The 19,708-nt window shown below is 76.4% G+C and carries 25 protein-coding genes; 10 read left to right on the forward strand and 15 right to left on the reverse strand.

Translation table 11 applies throughout. The features are described 5' to 3' along the window. The 8 genes from IU369_RS05640 to IU369_RS05675 all read right to left on the reverse strand — a co-directional run bounded on the left by IU369_RS05640 (position 1) and on the right by IU369_RS05675 (position 6,683). Positions 1–459 (reverse strand): phage tail protein, encoded by a 459-nt coding sequence (locus IU369_RS05640; RefSeq protein WP_217923595.1) that lies wholly within the window; start codon positions 457–459, stop codon positions 1–3. Beyond that, complete coding sequence (locus IU369_RS05645) at positions 459–953, reverse strand: hypothetical protein (protein ID WP_217923596.1); 495 nt, start codon at positions 951–953, stop codon at positions 459–461. The genes IU369_RS05640 and IU369_RS05645 overlap by 1 nt, the downstream gene beginning before the upstream one ends. A gap of 1,765 nt (positions 954–2,718) precedes the next feature. Continuing rightward, positions 2,719–2,871 (reverse strand): hypothetical protein, encoded by a 153-nt coding sequence (locus IU369_RS05650; protein WP_217923597.1) that lies wholly within the window; start codon positions 2,869–2,871, stop codon positions 2,719–2,721. Beyond that, entirely contained in the window at positions 2,868–3,245 is a 378-nt protein-coding gene (locus IU369_RS05655; protein WP_217923598.1) for a hypothetical protein, read from the reverse strand. The genes IU369_RS05650 and IU369_RS05655 overlap by 4 nt, the downstream gene beginning before the upstream one ends. An 18-nt stretch (positions 3,246–3,263) precedes the next feature. Then, a complete protein-coding gene (locus tag IU369_RS05660; RefSeq protein WP_217923599.1) occupies positions 3,264–3,704 on the reverse strand; it encodes a phage tail protein in 441 nt (146 codons plus the stop codon). A 29-nt stretch (positions 3,705–3,733) separates the two neighbouring features. Next, positions 3,734–5,320: a phage tail sheath family protein gene (locus IU369_RS05665; RefSeq protein WP_217923600.1), complete on the reverse strand. Its 1,587-nt coding sequence runs from the start codon at positions 5,318–5,320 to the stop codon at positions 3,734–3,736. Between the two features lies 1 nt (position 5,321). After that, on the reverse strand, positions 5,322–5,699 hold the full coding sequence (locus IU369_RS05670; protein WP_217923601.1) for a transcriptional regulator: 378 nt from the start codon (positions 5,697–5,699) through the stop codon (positions 5,322–5,324). A gap of 93 nt (positions 5,700–5,792) precedes the next feature. Continuing rightward, positions 5,793–6,683 (reverse strand): Pvc16 family protein, encoded by an 891-nt coding sequence (locus IU369_RS05675; protein WP_217923602.1) that lies wholly within the window; start codon positions 6,681–6,683, stop codon positions 5,793–5,795. Between the two features lie 230 nt (positions 6,684–6,913). On the opposite strand from IU369_RS05675, the gene IU369_RS05680 reads away from it, so the two are divergent. Further along, positions 6,914–8,107 (forward strand): OmpA family protein, encoded by a 1,194-nt coding sequence (locus IU369_RS05680; RefSeq protein WP_217923603.1) that lies wholly within the window; start codon positions 6,914–6,916, stop codon positions 8,105–8,107. A gap of 18 nt (positions 8,108–8,125) precedes the next feature. Here IU369_RS05680 and IU369_RS05685 read toward each other — a convergent pair whose 3' ends face one another. Together IU369_RS05685 and IU369_RS05690 are read right to left on the reverse strand one after the other, a co-directional pair. Continuing rightward, entirely contained in the window at positions 8,126–10,102 is a 1,977-nt protein-coding gene (locus IU369_RS05685; RefSeq protein ID WP_217923604.1) for an ATP-binding protein, read from the reverse strand. Continuing rightward, on the reverse strand, positions 10,086–10,625 hold the full coding sequence (locus tag IU369_RS05690; RefSeq protein WP_217923605.1) for an eCIS core domain-containing protein: 540 nt from the start codon (positions 10,623–10,625) through the stop codon (positions 10,086–10,088). Before IU369_RS05690 ends, IU369_RS05685 begins: the two co-directional genes overlap by 17 nt. 155 nt (positions 10,626–10,780) lie before the next feature. Here IU369_RS05690 and IU369_RS05695 point away from each other — a divergent pair, with 155 nt between their 5' ends. Continuing rightward, on the forward strand, positions 10,781–11,806 hold the full coding sequence (locus IU369_RS05695; RefSeq protein ID WP_217923606.1) for an FHA domain-containing protein: 1,026 nt from the start codon (positions 10,781–10,783) through the stop codon (positions 11,804–11,806). A 24-nt stretch (positions 11,807–11,830) separates the two neighbouring features. Here IU369_RS05695 and IU369_RS05700 read toward each other — a convergent pair whose 3' ends face one another. Further along, positions 11,831–12,106, reverse strand: a complete 276-nt coding sequence (locus IU369_RS05700) for a hypothetical protein (protein ID WP_217923607.1) — start codon at positions 12,104–12,106, stop codon at positions 11,831–11,833. Positions 12,107–12,145: 39 nt separating this feature from the next. Between IU369_RS05700 and IU369_RS05705 the strand changes: the two genes are divergently transcribed. Genes IU369_RS05705 through IU369_RS05735 form a run of 7 tightly spaced genes read left to right on the forward strand, consistent with a single transcriptional unit; the run spans position 12,146 to position 16,174 of the window. Continuing rightward, complete coding sequence (locus tag IU369_RS05705; protein WP_217923608.1) at positions 12,146–13,090, forward strand: class I SAM-dependent methyltransferase; 945 nt, start codon at positions 12,146–12,148, stop codon at positions 13,088–13,090. Next, on the forward strand, positions 13,087–13,563 hold the full coding sequence (locus IU369_RS05710; protein ID WP_217923609.1) for an acyl-CoA thioesterase: 477 nt from the start codon (positions 13,087–13,089) through the stop codon (positions 13,561–13,563). The genes IU369_RS05705 and IU369_RS05710 overlap by 4 nt, the downstream gene beginning before the upstream one ends. Next, positions 13,560–14,396, forward strand: coding sequence for an amidohydrolase family protein (locus tag IU369_RS05715; protein WP_217923610.1), 837 nt, complete (start codon positions 13,560–13,562; stop codon positions 14,394–14,396). Before IU369_RS05710 ends, IU369_RS05715 begins: the two co-directional genes overlap by 4 nt. Next, on the forward strand, positions 14,384–14,671 hold the full coding sequence (locus tag IU369_RS05720; RefSeq protein WP_217923611.1) for a hypothetical protein: 288 nt from the start codon (positions 14,384–14,386) through the stop codon (positions 14,669–14,671). The genes IU369_RS05715 and IU369_RS05720 overlap by 13 nt, the downstream gene beginning before the upstream one ends. Then, entirely contained in the window at positions 14,668–15,450 is a 783-nt protein-coding gene (locus tag IU369_RS05725) for a transglutaminase family protein (RefSeq protein WP_217923612.1), read from the forward strand. Before IU369_RS05720 ends, IU369_RS05725 begins: the two co-directional genes overlap by 4 nt. Continuing rightward, positions 15,447–15,866, forward strand: coding sequence for a nuclear transport factor 2 family protein (locus IU369_RS05730; protein WP_217923613.1), 420 nt, complete (start codon positions 15,447–15,449; stop codon positions 15,864–15,866). The genes IU369_RS05725 and IU369_RS05730 overlap by 4 nt, the downstream gene beginning before the upstream one ends. Continuing rightward, entirely contained in the window at positions 15,863–16,174 is a 312-nt protein-coding gene (locus IU369_RS05735; protein WP_217923614.1) for a hypothetical protein, read from the forward strand. The genes IU369_RS05730 and IU369_RS05735 overlap by 4 nt, the downstream gene beginning before the upstream one ends. Positions 16,175–16,213: 39 nt before the next feature. On the opposite strand, the gene IU369_RS05740 is transcribed toward IU369_RS05735, so the two are convergent. From IU369_RS05740 to IU369_RS05750, 3 genes are all read right to left on the reverse strand, one after another. Continuing rightward, positions 16,214–16,525: a 4Fe-4S dicluster domain-containing protein gene (locus tag IU369_RS05740; RefSeq protein ID WP_217923615.1), complete on the reverse strand. Its 312-nt coding sequence runs from the start codon at positions 16,523–16,525 to the stop codon at positions 16,214–16,216. A gap of 89 nt (positions 16,526–16,614) precedes the next feature. Further along, complete coding sequence (locus IU369_RS05745) at positions 16,615–17,703, reverse strand: Mrp/NBP35 family ATP-binding protein (protein WP_217923616.1); 1,089 nt, start codon at positions 17,701–17,703, stop codon at positions 16,615–16,617. Beyond that, positions 17,700–18,335 carry an MBL fold metallo-hydrolase gene (locus IU369_RS05750; protein ID WP_217923617.1) on the reverse strand — a complete coding sequence of 212 codons (636 nt, stop codon included), beginning with the start codon at positions 18,333–18,335 and terminating at the stop codon, positions 17,700–17,702. Before IU369_RS05750 ends, IU369_RS05745 begins: the two co-directional genes overlap by 4 nt. A 37-nt stretch (positions 18,336–18,372) precedes the next feature. Here IU369_RS05750 and IU369_RS05755 point away from each other — a divergent pair, with 37 nt between their 5' ends. After that, positions 18,373–18,822, forward strand: a complete 450-nt coding sequence (locus IU369_RS05755) for an RpiB/LacA/LacB family sugar-phosphate isomerase (RefSeq protein WP_217923618.1) — start codon at positions 18,373–18,375, stop codon at positions 18,820–18,822. Between the two features lie 14 nt (positions 18,823–18,836). Here IU369_RS05755 and IU369_RS05760 read toward each other — a convergent pair whose 3' ends face one another. Continuing rightward, the gene (locus IU369_RS05760; protein WP_217923619.1) at positions 18,837–19,700 is read right to left on the reverse strand and encodes a LolA-like protein; all 864 of its coding nucleotides are present in this window, start codon (positions 19,698–19,700) and stop codon (positions 18,837–18,839) included. Positions 19,701–19,708 lie beyond the last annotated feature (8 nt).

Consider the following 19,708-nt stretch of genomic DNA (forward strand, 5'->3'; position numbering starts at 1 on the left):
TCAGCCCTGCGACACCGACGCGAGGCCCTGGTGGGCGATCTCGATGGTCTCCATCGCGACCTCGCCGGACTGGGCCTTGAGGTCGGGACCCGTCCACTTCACGGGGAACGCGCCGGCGAACGACCACGTGCGGATGGGGGTGAGGTCGGGGCCGTACATCGTGACGGAGAGGTCGCGGCGGACGGTCTTCTCGCGGCAGTCGAGGAACCACTTCACGAACGTCTCCTCGTGGGTGATGCCGCGCTTGAGGACGAGGTTCGGGAACTTCATCCGGCCGCGGAGCTTGTGGACGAAGTCGTTGACGCCGCCCTCGGCGTACTCGACGACGTCGTACTCCATGGCGAGGCCGGAGCACTCGGTGAAGTAGCCGAGGGTCTCGCCGACGTCGACGCCGAAGAAGCTCCCGGGGGTGGGGTCGGGGGTGGCGCTGCCGGGTTTCGTGGAGCGGGCGGTCGCCATCAGTGGCCGAGGTTCCCGAGGAGGTCGCCCATGCGCTCGCGCTCCGCGAGCAGGTCGCGCTTGAGGCGGTCGACGATGCCCTCGTAGAGGTCGTCGAGGTTCGGCGCCGCCGCCGCGCCGCCGCCGACCGCACCCGCCGCGGCGGCGACGAGGCCGCTCACCGACGGGGGTGCCGCCACCCCGAGCGCGGCCGCCGCGGCCTGCGCCGCGTCGGCGACCCCGCCGGCGGAGCCGAGGTCGGGCATCGACGGCATGCCGCCGGGGAGGCCCGCCATCCCCGGGAGGCCGGCGAGGGAGGGCAGCGCGGGGGCCGACGGGAGGTCGGGCATGTCCGCCAGGGACGGCGGCGACGGCGCGGACGGCAGGTCGCCGAGGGCCGGGATCGCCGGCATGGCCGGCATCGCCGGGAGGGCGGGCGGGGTCGGCAGCGAGGGCAGCTTCGGCAGGGAGGGGGCCTTCGGCAGCTTCAGCCGCGCGATCTGACGGGTGGCCACGGCCGGGCCGGCGGCCCCGACGGGGCTCGCGGCGGCGGGGATTGCCGGGGGAGCGGGTCCCGCGCCCGGTGCCCCGGATGTCCTGGCGGGGGACGCCGGAGGGGCGGCGGCGATGTCCCGGGAGACGGTCCGGGGCCCGCCGACGGGGGGCCGGTCGATCGGCCGCGGCGTGGAGGTCCAATTGGACCTCGACGCCGCCGAGTGGCCGGGACCCCTGTCACCAGGCGGTTCCGGGGCCGGCGACCGGGCGATCGACGGGGCGGCCGCGGCGGCGGGTCCGCCGTCGGCGGCGTGCATCTCGGCGGCCGGTGTGGACTCCGACGCGCCGGAGGCCGGCGCCTCCGGCGGAGGCGCCGGGGTCGTCCGCCGGCGGGACAGCACCCGGCCGAGCGCCCGCGGGCGGGGGGTGACGGCGGGAGCCGGTCCGCCCGTGGCCGCGGGCGGGGCGGGGGGCGTGGGGGAGGCGGCCGGAGGGGCGCCACCGGACGCCGGTGGGTCGGCGGGCGGCGGGACGTCCCCGCGGACGAACCGGCGCAGGAACCGCCCACCCTGCGACGGCCGCGGCGCCCCGGCATCCGCGCTGGCGACCGGCGTCACGGGGTCCTGGCCAATTGACCGCGTGGTCGCCGGCCAATCGGCCACGACCTCCGGCGGGGCGTCGCCCGGTCCCGCGACGGCGACCTCGACGGCGTCCGGGACGGGGCGGTGGGACCGGTGCAGGGCCGGGGCCGCGCCCGGCCGGGCCGGGTGGGCGGGGGCGGCGGGTGGCGGCGCGGGGGCGCGGTGCAGCCGCACCGGGGCGGGCCGGGGGGCGGACGACGGTGGCGACGGCGTGGCGCCGGTCGCCCGGGGCCCGGGAGCGGGGGCTGCGGCCGGCCGGCCCGCCGCGTGGCCGGCGGCGCCGCCGGCGACGGAGGCGTCGGAACGGCCTCGGCGACCGGGGTCCCGGGGTCACGGCCAATTGACCGCGACGTCGCCGGCCGATCGACCGGCGACGTCGGCGGGGCCTCGCCGGCGGCGTCCGGAGCCGGGGTGGCGGGGGCGGCGGACGGCGCGGGCGCCGCGACCGGGCCGGGGCGGTCGGCCTCCGGCGGGGGCGCCGCCGCCCGGGCCTCCGGCGCCCCGGCGGGGGCGCGGGAGATGCGGAAGGAGGGGACCTCCTCGACCCGGCCCCGCGGCGGCGGGGACCCGGGGGCACGCGCCGGCCCCGGCGCCGGCGGTGCGGGGGCCTCCGAGCGGGCCAGGCGCCGGGGGGCGGCGGGCGGCGCCAGGTCGGGGGGCGCCGCCGCGGCTCCGCCCTCGGCCCCCGCGCGATCGGCCCCGTCGCCGCCACCGTCGTCACCGGACTGCGCGGCCCGCTCGTCGATCTGGCGCTTGATGCTCTCGACGCCCGCCCCGTGGGCGAACGGCACCGCCCCCTCGGGGACGCCGCCGTCACCGAACATCCACTCGTACGCGAAGTCGCTCAGCCCCGCGGGACGGTCCGGCGCCTCATCGACGGGGGCGACGGGTGCGACGGGGGCGGGCCTCCCCGCGACGCCGCGGGCGACGGGCGCACGGGCGACGCCGGGGCGCGCCGGCGTCAGCCGCAGGGCGGTCGGCCGGGCGGCGGGCGTGCGGCGCTCCGCCACCATCCGCGCGAGCGGCAGGCCACCGACCCCCCGCAGGGGCGTCATGCGCCGGGCGGCGACACCCGGCCCCAGCCGCGTCGCCGCGGGACGCCAGCCGCCGCCACCGCCACCGGCGGGGGAGGAGGGCACGGCGCTCACCACGCCCCCCCGGCGGCGAGGCCCTCCGCCTCACCCAGGAAGCGCCGCCGGTCGCGGTGCTCCAGGTCGAGGATCGTGTCGAGCGGCCAGTGCAGGTGGTAGGCGAGGCGGGCCGTCTCCCCGAGCAGTCCGTCGGGGGACGGCCTCATGGTTCCCCCAGGCGGCCGTCCTGGATCTCGGTCAGATCGACCTCGAAATGGTGCCCGCAGTCGGGGCAGGCGATCGTCCCGACCGCCTCACCGTCGGTGTTCAACCGTTCGTAGAGCTTCTGGAGGTGGTCGAAGTCGGCCGCGTAGAGGCCCTCCACCAGCTCCGGCGTGATCTCCGTGACCGACCCGATCCGGGTGATCACGCGTGCCAGGAGCAGCACCCCGAGGTACGCCTCGTTCTCGCGCACGGCGGGGTCGCGCAACGGCTCGATCTCGTCGCGCGCGGTCGCGAGGCGCATCAGTCCCTCGCGGTGCGTCCCCCCCGAGGCGTCCACGTAGCCCCGGGGGAGGGTGAAGGCGATCTCCGTCCTCATGGTCGGCCGGTCACCCGGCTACTCGCGGTCCAGGCCCTCGTGGCAGATCTGGATCTCCTCGACCGCCACGTCGGCGCTCTTGGGGTCCAGGCTCGCGCCGGTGTACTTCGTCGGCCAGCCCTGGAGGAACTTCCACCGGGCGATCGGCGTCCCGTTGTAGTCGAGCAGCTCGATGAAGCCGTCGACGCGGGCCGAGTCGGGGCCCTCGTCGAGGACCTGCTTGCGCCACGTCCACAGGTCGGCGCTCTCGTCGACGCCGCGCTTCAGGGTGATGTTCGACCACTTCAACGGGCCCGGGACCTTCCGGACGATCGGGTTGCCGTTCGTGTCGACCGACGTGTGCTCGATGACCGTGGTCTCCGAGTCGAGGCCGGTGCACTCGCGGAAGCTGCCGATCCCCTCCTTGCCGCCGATGTCGAGGCGGAATCGTGATGCGGGACGCGGTTCCTTCGCAGGCATTCGGTGTCTCCCTTCCTCTCAGGCGGGTGTTACGCGGAGACCTCGGCGGCGCCCGCGGTGAACTGGCTGATCCTGAAGACCACGAACTCGGCCGGCTTCACCGGCGCGATCCCGATCTCGATGACGACCTGGCCGGCCTCCACCGCCTCCGGCGGGTTCGTCTCGGCGTCGCACTTCACGTAGAACGCCTGCTCCGGCGTCGCCCCGAACAGGGCGCCGTCGCGCCACACGCGCGTCAGGAAGTTGGCGCTCGAGATCCGCAGGCGGGTCCACAGCCGGTGGTCGTTCGGCTCGAAGACGGCCCACTGGGTGCCCTCGATGATCGACTCGCTGACGTAGTTGAACAGCCGCCGCACGTTGACGTAGCGCCACTCCGGGTCGCTCGACAGCGTCCGCGCCCCCCAGATGCGGATGCCGCGGCCCGAGAACGCGCGGATGCAGTTCACGCCGTTCGTGTTCAGGCCGCCCTGCTCCTCGTGGGTCACCTGGAACGCCAGGCCGTTCGCGCCGAGCACCACCTCGTTCGCGGGCGCCTTGTGCACCCCGCGGGTGCCGTCGGTGCGCGCCCACACGCCCGCCACGTGACCGCTCGGCGGGACCAGGATCGGCTGGTTGGTGAGGGGGTCCATCACCTCGATCCACGGGTAGTAGAGCGTCGCGAACTTCGAGTCGTAGCCCGCGGTGTCCATCCGCCACTCGAGGATGTCCTGGGGCAGCATGTCCGCGGGCCCGTCGAGGATCGCCATGCGGTCGCCGGCGTTCTCGCAGTGGGCGATGATCTTCCCCTGCAGGTCGCGCACCTGGACGTCCTCGGAGAGCGTCTGCAGGTCCGGCACCACCACCATCGTCACCTCGTCGATGGCGGCGATGCTGCCGAGGCCCTGGCGGCGGGCGACGTCGCCCTCGAAGTCCGAGCCCGACAGGTCCGTCGGCGCGACGGCGGCGGAGACGAGGGAGTAGGAGCCGGTCGCGGGGGCGCGCTGCCCCTCCGGCAGCGACGCGCCGGTCTCTTCGATGCGGATCAGCTTCGACGCGGCGTTGACCTTCGTGGCGAGGTTCGTGCGGCCGCGCTTCAGCGTCAGCCCCTCGTGCTCCTCGCGCTCCCCGCCGGCCGTGACGATCAGGCGCCAGCTCGGCTCGGGCTCCTTGCCCCCGGCGTCGCCCTCGCCCTCGCCCTCCGGCGGCGGCGGAGGGGGCTCCTCGCTCAACTCGATCGCGACGTCGCCGTCGACACCCGGCAGCGCCACCGCGCGCCAGGCGTCCACGGTGGGGTTCGCGGCGGCGGGGAGCGCCGCCTGCGCGGGGGGCGGCCCCGACCCGTTCGACGACTCTCCGCCGACGCGGACGACCCAGCACAGGCCACCGCCGTTCTGGAAGAACCCGTAGACGGAGTGCGCCAGGTAGGCGCCCGACATGAACGGGCCGGCGTCGGGGTTCGACGGGTCGCCGAAGATCTTCGCGAACTGGGTCCAGTTCGAGATCCGCATCGGGGTGTTGAGGGGTCCACCGGGGGCGAGACCCACGAAGGCGGCGACCGAGGTCCCCACCCCCTCGATCGGCTTCGACTGCGCCGGGATCTCCTCCACGTACACCCCGGGCGTCAGGTAGGTCGGCATGTCACTCTCCCTCTCGGCGTCGTTGGTCGTACTCGAGTTCGCTCAGCAGGGCTCCGGCCGTCCCGGCGGACACCCGGCGCGGGATGGTGCGACCCGCGTCGTAGACGTGCATCTCGGACTCGTCCCGAGCCCAGAGGATCAGCTTCGCGCCGGGCGCCGCGGCCTGTGCCCTGCCCACGTCGTCGAAGGCGCGGGCGTCGAGCGGCAACACGATCGCGTCGGGCTCCCAGCGGGCCGCCGCCTGTGCGAGCTCCGCCGAGCCGGCCTCCTCGCTCACCTCGACGCCCCGCTCGGCGAGCAGGCGCGTCATGCCGAGGCGCAGCATCGGCGCGAGGTTCCCGAGCAGGACGCGCGGTGGTCGTGGCGGTACGGCGCACACGGCCGATCCTCCTGCCGTGCGGGTCCCCCGGGCACGTTCCGCCCGGGCAGCCTTGCGGGCAACACGCGTTGCCCGAACGGCCCGGACGCCGCCTCACCCCGCCTTCCGCGACCGCTTCGGCGCGGCCACCGTGATCTCGATCTCCGGGCCGGGGACCGTCGCCGGCGCCTCGCCCTCGCGGCCGTCGGGCGCACGGGCGCGCAGCGCGTGCGCGCCGGTGCGGACCCGCCCGAACACGAAGCGGCCGTCCTCGTCGGCGGTCACCCACCCGGCCCCGTCAGCCATCACCACCCACGCGTCGGCGACGGGCGCGCCGTCGCCGTCCCGCACCCGGCCGCGGACCCGGTGGAGGTCCTCCACGCTCGCCCGCCCGCCGTCGAGGTTGCGCATCCGGAGGGTCTGGGTGAGCACCTCCGGCCCCCGCTCCACCGTCGCGCCGGAGTCGCAGGACAGGACGACGCCGTAGTCGAGGGACGCCTTGTAGGAGCCGCCGACCGACGACCAGAACTCGGGGCTCCCCGACTGGCGCGGCTCCGCGATGCGCGTGCGCAGGGGGAACGGCTGCGCCACCTCGTCCCCGAGCCCCCCCGCCAGCAGGTCCGCGGGCAGGGTGTCGTAGGCGTAGAGGATCGCGAGGACCTGCGACAGCAGGCGGTGCTCGTCCTCGACCTCCCGGGTCCACGCCGTGACGGCGTACGACGCGGTGAGGCGCAGCGGCGGCCGCGACTCCACGGTGCGCCCCCCGTCGGTGCGCACCTGCCAGTCGGCGGGCCGGTGGTCCTCCGCCTGGCGGACGTCGTAGAGGAACAGGTTCACCGTCGGCGCGGAGAGCTGCGACGACCAGTCCTTGCCGGGGGCGTCGAATGCGATCTCGACGCCGTCGAATCCGCGCCCCGTGAACTCGCGCCGCAGCAGCCGCCGCACCGTCTCGTCGAGGTCGGCGAGCATGGTGTTGAGGGGGACCCGGATCGATGTCGTGCCCACCGGCGTTCCTTCCGGAGCGGAGCGAGTGCCCTGATGACACCACGCGGCCCCCGGGGGATGCGCGCGGGCGTGGGTGTCCGAACGGGCAGACAAACGGGCACGGACGCCCCGCCGACGGCCACCCGAGGTCCGGGCACGGTCGGTGCATCGGCGCCGGCCACGACGGCGCGCTCCTTGCGCGCGCGCGGCGGGCGCCCGCATGATCACCGTGCAACCACCGGAGGTCACCAATGTCGGGGCGCGAGCACGCGGATCTGCCCGGGGCCGAGGCACCCGAGGTCGACGTCCACCGGGGCGGCGAGGTCGACGAGGGGACCCTCGCCCTCGCGAGCGCGGTGGGGAACCGGGCGTTCTCCCGGGCGGTCGGCGGGGCCGGCACGGCGATGATCAGCCGCGACCTGATGGACGACGCGATGGACATCGCCCTCGGCGTCGCCGCCGGGCCGTTCGCGCCGTTGATGAAGCCGACGGTGAAGGCCCTCGCCGACCAGTACCGCGGGAGGCCGCCGGGCGCGCACAAGGGGACGACCGGCATCACCGACGTCCGCGGCATCTGGGCCGCGATCGTGACCGACACCGTCACCGGCACCGAGGTCGCCCGCCAGGTCGCCTCCGAGGCGCCCTTCACCCAGCTCAAGCAGGAGCTCAGCGCCAGCGTCGCCCCCGGGACGTACACGGTCACGGTGAAGCTCAACCTCGGGACGCCGAGCGGGACGCAGTCGGCGAACGAGGTGTCGTGGCGGATCCGCGTCCTGCCCGACGGCAAGACGGTCGTGGAGGCCGACGCCCTGCAGACGATCTCCCCGAGCGTCGGCAACGACGTGATGCTCACGGGGCTGAACCCCGCCACGAACGTCGCGGCCGAGCGGTCCGGGTTCCTGATCAACCCGCAGCTCACGGGGCCGAGCGGATCGAGCTCGGTGACCGTCGGCGGCGAGGTGTCCGCGGAGCCGGGCGGCGTCGGGCTCGGCGGGTCCGGCAGCGGGACCGTCGGGGTCAACACGCCGAACGTGACGTTCCAGCGCGGGCTGCGGCTCAACCTCGAGACGAAGGCCGCCCAGGCGACCAAGCACGTCGCCCACTTCAAGATCGCCAAGTCGGAGCTCATCGAGGGGGAGCTCGAGAAGCTGCGGGCCTGGTACAAGGGCCTCGACGACGGGCTCCGCAAGCAGATCGAGGACGGCGTCGTCGACGTCTTCATCACCGGGTACGCGAGCACCACCGGCAAGCTGAAGAGCAACCAGCAGCTCGCGAAGGACCGCGCCACCGAGACCTCGAAGTTCGTGGCCCAGTTCGCGACGTCGAAGGCGAAGATCGTCGAGGCCGCCGAGGGCGAGCTCGCCCAGCGCGAGCAGAAGGGCGAGGACAACACCGAGCGCGAGGAGTTCCGCCGCTCCGACGTCGCCGTCGGCAAGCGGTTCTAGCGGGGCGCGCCGCCGCGGTCAGCGCGGGGCGCGCACCAGGTCGTGGAAGCGCTCGAAGTCGCTCTCGAGCGTCAGGCGGCCGAGCTTCCCGTACTCGAGGGCGACGCCCATCACGAGGTGGCGCATGCCGATCACCCGGCCGTCCTCCGCGGCGAGGAACGCCGCCGCCAGCGACGCGTTGCGGATGCCGCCGCCTGACAGCTTGAACTGGGAGGCGAGGAACGGGATGTCGACGTCGGCGTCGACGGGCGCCTCGCCGGGCAGGACGAGCCTCCAGATGCGCGCCCGGTCGTCGGCCTCGGGGAACGGGAAGTCGATGACGAAGTCGAGCCGCCGCAGGAAGGCGTCGTCGATGTTGTGGCGGAAGTTCGTCGCCAGGATCACCGCGCCCGAGTAGCCCTCCATCTTCTGGAGGAGGTACGCGACCTCGATGTTGGCGTAGCGGTCGTGGGAGTCGCTCACCTCGGAGCGCTTGCCGAAGAGGGCGTCGGCCTCGTCGAAGAAGAGGATGGCGTTCGACCCCTCCGCGGCGCCGAAGATGCGGTCGAGGTTCTTCTCGGTCTCCCCGATGTACTTCGAGATCACGGTGGCCAGGTCGATGCGGAAGAGCTGCAGGCCGAGGTCGCGGGCGAGCACCTGGGCGGCCATCGTCTTGCCGGTCCCCGACTCGCCGGCGAACAGCGTCTTCAGGCCCTGCGTCCGCGCGACGGTGCGGCCGTACCCCCACTCGGAGAGCACCAGGTCGCGGTGCCGCAGGTACGCCGAGATCGAGTGGAGGACCTCCGTCGGGCGCTCCGGCAGCACGAGCTGCTCCCAGCCGAACGCGGGGTCGAGGCGGGCGGCGAGCTCGCCGAGCCGGCCGCTGGAGGCGCGGCGGGCGCCGAGGTCGAGGTGCCGCGGCTCCGGCCCCGCGAGGCCCTCGACGGCGGCGGTGTGGCGTGCGACCTCGGCGGCGTCGGCGATCTGGGACATCGACAGGCGGAACTTGGCGGCGACGTCGTCGACGTCGTCCACCCCGGCGTGCGCCGCCCAGGCGGCGCGCCGCTCGGTGAAGGTGGGGGCGGGCGCCTCGACGACGATGGCGGTGCGGTCGCCGAGCGCGACGGCGGCCTCCGCGCCGAGGCCGCAGACGAGGGCGCGCTCGCCCATGCCCGACAGGGTGCGCAGCGCGCCGCGCCGGGCGGCGGGCTCCAGGCCCTCCAGGCCCTCCACCACGAGGCGCCGCCCCTCGAGCGCGGCGGCGAGGCGCGCCTCCCGCATCAGGTCGGGGTCGCCGGCCTCGACGGCGTCGAGCACCAGCAGCGGCGTGCCGAGGGCGGCGGCCAGCAGCGACGGCGCGTCGGGCCCGACCACGAGCAGCGGCAGGTGGGTGTCGCAGGCGATCAGCGCCCGGAGCTCGGCGAGCATCTCCGCCCGGCCGGGGTCGGCCGCCGGCACCGGCTCGCGGCGCAGGCGCCCCCCGCCGCCGGCCTCGTCGAGGTCGGCGCCGAGCAGCAGGGCGGCGACGGGGTCCGCGACCTTCACGGCGCGGTCGGCGATCGGCGTCTGGCCCCGGTCGTCGAGCAGGCGCAGCGCGCCGAGGCGGCGCAGCGGCGCGTCGCGGCCGAAGCGGGCGAGCACGTCGCCGGGCGCGACGCCCCCGCCGGCGACGAGCCGCGCCACGAGTCCCGGGCTCGGCAGCTTGCGGGTGACGTCGTCGTGCAGGTAGGCGTAGAGGCGCCCGTAGGCGGGGTTCAGCTCGGGGGCGGCGCAGACGGCGAGGACGGCGGCGTCGACCTCGTCGAGGCCGAGGCGCTCCGCCGCGTGGCGCAGGCGTCCCTCGGGGTCCATCGCCGGGCCGGCGCGGGCGATCGCGACGGCCAGCTCGTCGGTGACGTACAGGCCCCGGAACGGGTCCGTCGGGTTCGGGTCGGAGGCCGCGACGGCCTCGACGGCGGCGCGCACCCGCGCCTCGACCGCCGCCAGGCCCACCGGGCCGTCAGCCGGCCAGCTCATCCGCGGCCGCGTCCGCCTCGCGCTCGGCGGGGTCCCCCGGCTGGGAGACGGTCAGCGAGCCCCCCGTCGGCGCGCCCCGCTGCTGCGCGACGTGGGTGAGCTCGTGGGCGAGCAGGCGGTCGCCGTCGGGCGTGCCGGGTGCGTGGGAGCCCTCGGAGAAGAACACGTCGCGGCCCACGGCGAAGGCCTTCGCGGCGACCGACCGGGCGAGGTCGTCGGCGGCGCGGCCGTCGTGCACCCGCACGTCGTCGAGGGGGTCGCCGAGCGCCGGCCCGAACCGGTCCCGCACGCCGTCGTCGAGCGGCCGGCCGCCACCGCGCGCCCCCGCGATCGCGGCGGCGACGTCGGGGTGGGCCCGGCCGTCGGGGAGGATCCCGTCGCCGTGGCGCGCCAGGGCGGTGAACGCCCGGTTGCCGACGCTCGACGCGAGGCGCTCGACGGGGCTGAGGGCGGCGTCCTCCGCCTCCCGCTCGGCGCCGCCCCGGTCGTGGGCGACGTCGTGCTCGTGTCCGTGCCCGCTCACCGGCGGTCGCTCCCACGGGGGCTCATCGGACGATCGTAGGCCCGTCCGCGCGTCGCTGTCACCCCGGGGGCGCGCCCCTTCGTGCAGACCATCGGGCAGCGCACCGCGCCGGGGCGGCTCTTGTCCCGCGCGGTGCCGGATGGGATGTTGCGCCCGTGGACGAGGTCTTCGAGGTCACGGGCGGCAGGGACCAGGGCGCACGGCACGGGCTGGCGGGCGACGAGGCGCGCATCGGGCGCGACCCGTCCGCCGACATCGTGCTCACCGACCCGCGCGTCTCCCGGCGGCACGCCCGGGTCTGGGTCGACGCGGGCCTGCTGATGATCGAGGACCTCGACTCGACGGGCGGGACGTCGGTCAACGGGCGGAGGATCGCCCGCCCCACCGCCCTCGCGACGGGCGATGTGCTCACCCTCGGCGCGACGGACCTGCGGGTCCTGTGGGCGCCCGCCCCCGCGGCGACCGTCTTCGGCCCCGCCATCGTCATGGACGACCCGCCGCCGCCCCCGCCGCCCCCGCCCGTGGAGGCGCCCCCGCCGCCCCCGCCGCCCGTCGCGCCGCCCCCGCCCGTCGACGACGCCCCCGGGTACGAGGAGCCCTTCGCGGCCGACGAGCCCCTCGTGGTCGAGGAGCCCCCGCCGCCGCCCCCTCCGGACGACGCGCCGCCGCCCCCGGACGAGGAGCCGGTGGCCGTGCCCGCACCGGATCCGTTCCCGGTGGAGCCGCCCGACTGGCCGCCCCCTCCGCCGCCGCCCCCGGTGGCCGACGATCCGCCACCCCCGCCGCCGCCCCCGGAGGAGGACGCGTACGCGACGTTCTCGCGCGCCGCCGTGCCGGCGCCCGAGGCGCCGCTCACCCCGCCGCCGCCCCCCGTCGACGTCGGCGAGCCCCCGCCGCCCCCGCCCCCGGTCGACGACCTCGGCACGCCTCCGCCGCCACCCCCGCCGGTGGACGTCGGGCCGCCGCCGCCACCCCCGCCCCCGGTCGACCCGGGGCCGCCACCGCCCCCGCCCCCGCCGGTCGAGGTCCCGCCGCCCCCGCCCGTGGACGCGCCGCCACCGCCGCCACCACCCCCGCCTCCCGCGGACGCCCCGACGGGCGAGATCGGCGGGGACGCCGGCGCCGACGCCCCGGAGGGGACGCCCAAGCGCAAGTGGTTCTGGCAGAAGAAGGACGAGTAGGCCGCCCCCCGGGGCGGCCCGCGGTCAGTCCTTCACGCGGGTGGTGGCGAAGAGGTAGGTCATGACGGCGAAGACGCCGGTCATGATCGCGGCGGCGATCGGGTCGGCGCCGCGGCCCTCGATGGTCGCCGCGATCGTCTCGGCGAACAGCGCGATGCCGATCAGGCCGAACATGACGAAGCCGACCCAGTTGGCCCAGCCGACCGGCAGGTACTTGCGGGTGCCGACGGTCTCGGGGGCCGGGGCGTAGTTCGCCCGCCGCCCGCCGCCGCCCTTCTTCGTCTTCCTCGATCGTGCCACGGACGGCAGGGTAGCAGCGCCGACCGCTAGCCTCCGGCGATGCCCGAGCCGAGCCCCGGGGACTGGCGGACGGTCCTGATCGCGCACGCGGCCCTCGAGACCGGTCTGCTCGCCGCGTTCGCCGTCCCGGCGACACCCGACGACGCCGCGCGGGCGGCCGGGCTCGACGCGCGCGCCACCCGCATCGTCGCCACCGCGCTCGTCGGCTCCGGCCACCTCCGCGCCGCGCCCGGCGGGCTGCTCGCCCTCACCGACACCGGGGCCCTGCTCGTCGACCCGTCCCCCGACGGGGCCGACCCCGCGGGGGAGCTGCACCTCGACGCCCGCGCCATCCGCAGCCACCTGCGCCTCGCGGAGACGCTCCTCACCGGCGACCCCCCCGACGACGTCTCCGGCGGCGACCGCGCGACCCGCGAGCGCTTCATGCGGGCGATGCGGCAGATCGCCGGCCCGCGCGCCGACGAGGCCGCCGTCGCGATCGGCCCGCCGCGGGGCCACGGGCGGCTCCTCGACGTCGGCGGCGCGCCCGGCACCTACGCCCGCCGCCTCGCCGGGGCCGGCTGGGACGTCACGGTGCTCGACCTGCCCGACACGCTCGAGATCGGCGCGCCCGACCTGCACGCCGCCGGCATCGCGACCGTCGCCGGCGACGCCACCCGCGGGCTCCCCGACGGGCCGTGGGACGCCGTCTACATGGGCAACGTCGTCCACCTGCTCGACCCCGCGGAGGCGGCCGCCCTCGTCGCCCGGGCGGGCGCGGCCCTCGCGCCCCGCGGCCTCCTCGCGATCCAGGAGGTGCTCGGCGGCGCGAGCCCCCAGGCCCCCGCCTTCGGGGTGATGATGCTGCTCTCCACGGCGGGTGGGGACGCCTACCCCGAGGCCGACTACCGCGCCTGGATGGCCGCGGCGGGATGCCCGCTGGAGCGGGTCGTGCCGATCGCGGCGGGGTGGCACCACCTGCTGCTCGGCCGGCGGGCCCCGTGACCCGGCGCGAGGTCACCGCCGACGCCGGCCCGACCGACCGCGTCCCCCCGTACCGGTTCTCGGCGCGCTCGCGCGTCGACGTGGCGGACACGGACCTCGGGGAGGTCGTCTACTACGGCCGCTACCCCGTCCACATCGACCGGGCGGTGCTCGCCCACCGGCGCCACCTCGGGATCCCGGTACTCGGCCCGGAGGGACACCTGTTCGTGGTGCGCTCCCTGGAGATCGACTACCTCACCTCCGCGCGGTTCGACGACGAGGTCGAGGTGCTGGTGCGCGTGAGCGGTCTCGGCCGGACGAGCCACACGCTGGACCTGCGGATGGAGCGCCTCGGGCCGGACCCCGCGCACGTCGGGGACGCCCGGCTCGTGATCGTCGGCCTGTCGGCCTACGGGGGCCGGCCGTCGCGGATGCCGGCGACGATGCGCGACGCGATCCTGGCGTTCGAGGACCTCGGGCCGGGCGCCGCGTGAGGCCCTTCGGCGAGGACGCCGCCCTGCTGGACGCGGCGGGGGCCGACCCCGGTGGGCTCGCGCGCCTCGAGCGGGACCTGGAGGCCGGGCTCGGCGACCTGCCGTACGCCGGCGGGGTCGACGCGCACGTCCACATCGGCCGGGACCGCGACGGGCACGCCCTGGACGCCGACGCCCTCGTCGCCGACCTCGACCGGTGGGGCCTCGCCGCCGCCGTCTGCTTCCCCGCGAACGAACCCGGCGACGACGGTGCGTTCACCGCCGCGAACGCCGCGGTCGCCGCGGCCGCCCGGCGCCACCCGGGCCGGATCATCCCGTTCTGCCGCATCGACCCCTCACGCCCCGGCGCGCACGCGGCGATGGCGGCGGCGGCCGCCGACGGCGCACGCGGACTGAAGCTGCACCCCGTCGCGCAGCGCCTGCGCCCCGAGTCGCCGGAGTTCGTCGCGGCCGTGCGGGACGCCGCGGGGCGCGGGTGGCCCGTCACGATCCACGCCGGCTACGGCGCCCGCGCGCTGGAGGAGCCGATCGCGACCCTCGTCGCGGCGGTCCCCGACGCCCGGATCGTCCTGGCCCACGCGGGTCGCGGTGACGCCCGCGCCCTGGCGGCCCGCCTCGCCGGCTGGCCGGGGGTGATGCTCGACACGTCCCTCGCCGCGCTCGCCGACCTGGTGGCGCTGCCGCCCGGACGCCTGGTCTTCGGGTCGGACCGCCCCTACGGGGACCACGGCACCGCCCTCGCGCTCGTCGCCGCGGCCGCGCGCGTGGCCGGCTGGACCGGCGACGAGGCGGGCGGCGTCATGGGCGGCAACCTCCGCCGGTGGCTGCCGTGACCCGCGGGGAGGCCGTCCGCCTCTGCGCCGCCCTCGCCCAGTGCGAGATCGCCCTGGTGCGGCGGGACCCCGTCGCGCCGGCGCTCCTGGCGCAGGCGGCGCGGCACGCCGACGGCCTGCCGCCCTCCCCGTACGTGGCGGAGGCCGCCCGCCTCGCACGGTCCGTCGCCGTCGACGCCGACGGACCGGCCGCCGCCGCGGCCCGCAAGGCGGTCCAGGCGCTCTGCCGCGCCGCCGTCATCGCGGTCGACGCCGAGCTGCTGGGCGCCGCGTGAGCGCCGCCACCCGCGAACGGCTCGCGCGGATGCTCGCCGACGGGCCGATCGACCTGGCCGAGGCGAACCTGCTGATCTGCGCCGAGGCGGGCGACGGCCTCGACATGGCGTCCGAGCTCGCCCACGTTGAGGGCCTCGCGCAGCTCGCCCGCGAGGGGGGCGTCGTCCCGGTGCTGCGCGACCAGGGCTTCACCGGCGCCACCGAGGACTACGACGACCCCGACCACTCCCGGCTCGACCGCCTGCTCGCGACGCGCCGCGGCATGCCCATCACCCTCGCGACCCTGGCGCTCGCCGTGGCGGCGCGGGTGGGGGCGCCGATGGCGGGCATCGGCATGCCCGGCCACTTCATCGTGGCCGACACGGGCGGCGCCGAGCCGGTCTACATCGACCCCTTCGGCGGCTGGCGGCGCCTCGACCTCGCCGACTGCGCCGCGCTCGTCGAGCGCACGTCCGGCCTGCCGTTCCAGCCCGCGTTCCTCGACCCCGTCCCCCCGCGGGCGATCCTGGCGCGCACCCTGCTGAACCTGCGCGGCTCCTACCTGCGCCGCCGCCGGCTCGACGCCGCCCTCTGGACGGTCGAGGTCGGCATGATCGTGGCGCCGGACGACGCCGAGCTCGTGGTCGGCTCGGTCGTGCTGCTCACCGGCGCCGGGCGGTACGAGGAGGCGGAGGCGGCGGCCACCGCGTTCCTCGCGGCACGGCCCGGCGATCCCGCCGCGTCCGCGATCGAGGCGCAACTCCAGACCCTTGGTGATCTCCGACGGAGGATGAATTGACCAGCCCCGCGATCGCCGCACAGGTCCTCGCGGCCAACCGCCGCTTCTACGACGCCCTCGAGGCGCTCGACGCCGGGGCGATGGAGGCGTGCTGGGCGTCGTCGCCCGCGCCCGCCTGCGTCCATCCCGGCGGCCCCTGGCAGCGCGGCTGGGAGGAGGTCGCCGCCGGATGGGACGCCATCATGTCGGCGACGGGCTACATCGAGTTCGAGATCGCCGACGCCGTCGTGTCGATCGTCGACCCGGTCGCGTGGGTGACCTGCGTCGAGCGGATCACCTCGGCGGTGGGGGAGGGCGGCCAGACGGCCGTGGCCGAGGTGGCGGCGACGAACCTCTTCGTGCTCGACGGCACCGGGTGGCACCTCGCCCTGCACCACGCGTCGCCCGTGATCCGCCCCGCGCTGGTGGACGAGTGAGCGGCCGTGGCCGCGACGTCGCCCGCGCCGCGGGGCGCGTCGGCGAGGAGATCGTCCGCGCCCGCATCGCGTTCTACCTCGGCGGGGCAGCCGCCCTGACCCTCGGGGGGCTGGCGCTGCTCGTGCTGCTGGTGCTGGCCGTCGCGGGCGCCGGTCCCGGCCTCGGAGCGTCCGTGGTGATCGTCGCCGCCGCCGCGCTGCTGGGCATGCTCGCGGCGCGGGCGGTGGTGAAGCGCATCTCGGTCGCGACCGTGACGGCGCTCGCGGGGCGGCTCATCGCGCGGCAGCGTCGCCGCCGGGGCCGCTGAGCCGCCGCCGGGGGTCACCCGGCGGCGGCGCGGTGCCTGCTAGGCCTTGCTGGCCAGGTAGTCGGCGACCATCTTCTCGCCGGCGGCGTGGCCGTCCTCGAAGTAGACCTTGTTGATCTCCTTGAAGACCTCCCACTTCTCCGGGACGTCGTCCTCCGCCATGGTGGCGTCGACCGGGCACGCCTCGACGCATGCGTCGCAGTCGATGCACTCGGCGGGGTCGATGTAGAGCATCGTGGCCTCGTCGTGGTTCTCCTCACCCGCGGCGGGGTGGATGCAATCCACGGGACACACGTCGGCACAGGAGGTGTCCTTGGTGCCGATGCAGGGCTCTGTGATGACGTAGGCCATTCAGCGTTCCTCGGGCGTCGGGGACGACGGCGCCAGGAGTGGGATCGGGGGCGCCGCGCGAGGGGACGACTCTACCAGCGGCGGACGACTCAGGAAGGGCTGAGCGCGGGCCGGGGGACCGCCGCGACGATCGCGTCGGCCGCCTCCATCAGCGCGAGGGCCGCCGGGCTGCCGGGGTGGGCGGCCACCACGGGCAGGCCCCGGTCCCCCGCCTCGGCGACCGCCGGCTCCAGGGGGATCCGGCCGAGCAGCGGCACCCCGAGCTCGGCGGCGAGCAGCGCCCCGCCTCCCCCCGAGAAGACCTCGTACCGGGCTCCCGTGTCGGGCGCGACGAAGTAGCTCATGTTCTCGATCACGCCCGCCACCGGGAGGTTGACGCGGGAGGCCATGGCGGCGGCACGGCGCGCGACGCGCTGCGCGGCGAGCTGCGGGGTGGTGACGATCACGAACGACGACGTCGGCAGCAGGTTCGCGAGCGACAGGGCCACGTCGCCGGTGCCGGGGGGCAGGTCGACGAGCAGGTAGTCGGGGTCGTCCCACCAGACCTCGGTGATGAAGCTCGTGAGGGCCTTGTGGAGCATCGGCCCGCGCCAGATGACGGGGCTGTCCTCCTCGGTGAGGAAGCCGATCGACATCATCCGGACCCCGTGCGCCTCGACGGGCATCATCAGGTCGTCCACGGCGACGGCGGGCCGGGTGACGCCCATCATGCGGGGGATCGAGTACCCGTAGACGTCGGCGTCGAGGAGCCCCACGGTGGCGCCCCGGCCGGCGAGGGCCATGGCGAGGTTCGCGGTGATGCTCGACTTGCCGACGCCGCCCTTGCCCGAGGCGATGCCGATGACGGTGGTGCGGCCGCCCTCCTGGAAGGGCGACGGCCGGTCCGGGCCGGTGAGGCCGGAGCGCAGGCGGTGCCGCTCCTCGTCGGTCATCGCGTCCATCGTGATCGACAGCGTCTCGACCCCGGCGAGGGGGGTGACGACCTCCGTCACGCGCCGCTGGATCTCGGCCTTCAGCGGGCAGCCCGCGATGGTGAGGCGGATCGCGATGTCCACGCGGCCGCCGCGGACGGTGACGTCGCCGACCATGCCGAGGTCGACGATGCTGCGGTGCAGCTCGGGGTCGTGGACGTCGCGGAGGACGGCGAGGATCCCCTCGCGGGTCGGTGCGCCGCTCACATGAACATCCGCGCGTACGGCTCCGCGTCGGCCACCGTGACCGCCCACGGCCCGTGGCCGGGGTAGATGCGGGCGTCGCGGGGGACCTCGGCGAAGAACCGCTCGAGGCTCGCCAGCATCGCCCGGGGATCGCTCCGCGGGAAGTCGGTGCGGCCGACGCCCTGCGCGAAGACGAGGTCGCCGACGAGGGCCTCGCCCTCGGTCTCCTCCAGGGCGACCATGCAGCCGGGGGAGTGCCCCGGGGTCGCGATCAGGCGGAACCGCAACGCGCCCAGCTCCAGCACGTCGCCGTCCTCGAGGATCCGCGCGGGCGTGACGCCGGGGGTGGGCGGCGGGTTGCCGAACAGCGCCGGGTTGAAGGGCGCGGGCGCCGCCAGCCAGTCCTCGTCGCCGCGGCCGACCCACACGGGCAGGCCGGTCTCGGCCCAGACGTGGTTCTCGACGACGTGGTCCCAGTGGCCGTGCGTGTCGAGCACGGCGACGGGCGTCACCTCGAGCCGCTCGAGCGTCTGCGCCACCCAGGCCGCGCTGCCGAGGGCGGGGTCGACGACCCATGCCGAGCCGCCCCGGTCGTCGGCGACGACGTAGGTGTTGGTGGCCACCGGGCCGAAGGTCCCTCCACGGATGATCATCCCTGCGAGATTAGCGGCGGCCGCACCGGGAGGACGCATGACGAGGATCGCGCTCGGCTCGGACGAGGTGACCCCGCTCACCGACGCGCTGGTCGCGGCGCTGCGCGCCGCGGGCCACGAGGTGACCCTGCACGGGCCGCCCGCCGGGGGCGGGGAGGAGTGGGTGGCGGCGAGCGCCGCGGTCGGCCGGGCCGTCGCGGCGGGCGAGGCCGAGCGGGGCGTCGTGTGCTGCTGGTCGGGGACGGGCGCGTCGATCGCCGCGAACAAGGTGCCCGGCGTGCGGGCCGCGTTGTGCGCCGACGCCGAGACCGCCCGGATGGCCCGCCGCTACAACGACGCGAACGTGCTCGCGTTGTCGCTGCGCCTGACGAGCCCGGCGGTGGGGGAGGAGATCCTCGCCGCCTTCCTCGCGTCGCCCGCGGGGGACGACGACTTCGACCGGCGCAACCTGGCGGAGCTGGAGCGGATGGAGCGGCCGGCCGGCTGAGGCCCGCCCCGCGGTCAGCCGCCCGCGAACCCGCCGAGCTGGTCGAGGTCGAGCTCCTGGGCGTCGCGCGGCGCCTGGATGTCCACCGGCTCGCCGTACGCGGAGAGGTCGGCGGTGAGGTCGATGTCGAACGCGCCGACGCCGGCCTGCGGCCCCAGGGCGGAGCCGTCGCCGGTCAGCACGAGATGGATGCGGCGCGGCAGGAGGTCCTCGGTCCCGATCCAGGTCTCGAGGGTGCCCTCGGAGACGGCGGCGCGGGCCTGCTCCGGGGTGACGGTGCCGGTGCCGAGCAGCGGACCGAGGTCCGCGAGCGCCTCCGCCGGGTCGAGCTGCGAGGTCACCTTCACCGTCGGCGTCCCGTCGATGTCCTCGCGGGCGTCCTCGACGGGCTCGGTGGCCCAGCCGGTCAGGGTGGGGTAGAGGGCCCCGAGGTCGAGCAGCGCGACCTGCGCGGGCGGCAGGGCGACCCGGAAGTCCTGTCCCAGCACCCCGACGTAGACCTCGTCGCCGACGCGGGTCAGGTTGCCCTGCAGCGTCGGCCCCGAGAGGGCGATGCGGGCGTCGATGGAGGCGCGGTCCGGCGGCTGCACCGGGCCCTCGCCCGAGATGTCGAGGTCGCCGGCGAGCAGGGCGCCGCCCGGCACGGCCCCGGCGTCGGCCAGGTCGATCCCGCCGGCCGCCTCGATCGCGATGCGGAACGACTCGACGCCGGCGAACTCCTCGCCGCTGCGGTCCAGCAGCTGCTGGGCGGTCAGGTCGCCGGTGAGGTCCTCGCCGCCGCCGTCGCCGCCACCGCAGCCCGCGAGCAGCAGGGCACCCGCCACGGCGACGGCCGCGAGCAGCAGGCGGAGCGGCGCACGTCGGCTCGGGCGGGGCATCACGGCGG

The organism is Miltoncostaea oceani, from assembly GCF_018141545.1.
Taxonomy (GTDB): Bacteria; Actinomycetota; Thermoleophilia; order Miltoncostaeales; family Miltoncostaeaceae; genus Miltoncostaea; species Miltoncostaea oceani.

Bases quoted from the DNA above. Each gene is read 5' to 3' on its own strand.
- IU369_RS05650 (WP_217923597.1), bottom strand. From the start codon at position 2,871: ATGAGGCCGTCCCCCGACGGACTGCTCGGGGAGACGGCCCGCCTCGCC.
- IU369_RS05660 (WP_217923599.1), bottom strand. From the start codon at position 3,704: ATGCCTGCGAAGGAACCGCGTCCCGCATCACGATTCCGCCTCGACATC.
- IU369_RS05755 (WP_217923618.1), top strand. From the start codon at position 18,373: ATGACGAGGATCGCGCTCGGCTCGGACGAGGTGACCCCGCTCACCGAC.
- IU369_RS05750 (WP_217923617.1), bottom strand. From the start codon at position 18,335: ATGATCATCCGTGGAGGGACCTTCGGCCCGGTGGCCACCAACACCTAC.
- IU369_RS05760 (WP_217923619.1), bottom strand. From the start codon at position 19,700: ATGCCCCGCCCGAGCCGACGTGCGCCGCTCCGCCTGCTGCTCGCGGCC.
- IU369_RS05740 (WP_217923615.1), bottom strand. From the start codon at position 16,525: ATGGCCTACGTCATCACAGAGCCCTGCATCGGCACCAAGGACACCTCC.
- IU369_RS05640 (WP_217923595.1), bottom strand. From the start codon at position 459: ATGGCGACCGCCCGCTCCACGAAACCCGGCAGCGCCACCCCCGACCCC.
- IU369_RS05705 (WP_217923608.1), top strand. From the start codon at position 12,146: ATGCCCGAGCCGAGCCCCGGGGACTGGCGGACGGTCCTGATCGCGCAC.
- IU369_RS05685 (WP_217923604.1), bottom strand. From the start codon at position 10,102: ATGAGCTGGCCGGCTGACGGCCCGGTGGGCCTGGCGGCGGTCGAGGCG.
- IU369_RS05655 (WP_217923598.1), bottom strand. From the start codon at position 3,245: ATGAGGACGGAGATCGCCTTCACCCTCCCCCGGGGCTACGTGGACGCC.
- IU369_RS05680 (WP_217923603.1), top strand. From the start codon at position 6,914: ATGTCGGGGCGCGAGCACGCGGATCTGCCCGGGGCCGAGGCACCCGAG.
- IU369_RS05665 (WP_217923600.1), bottom strand. From the start codon at position 5,320: ATGCCGACCTACCTGACGCCCGGGGTGTACGTGGAGGAGATCCCGGCG.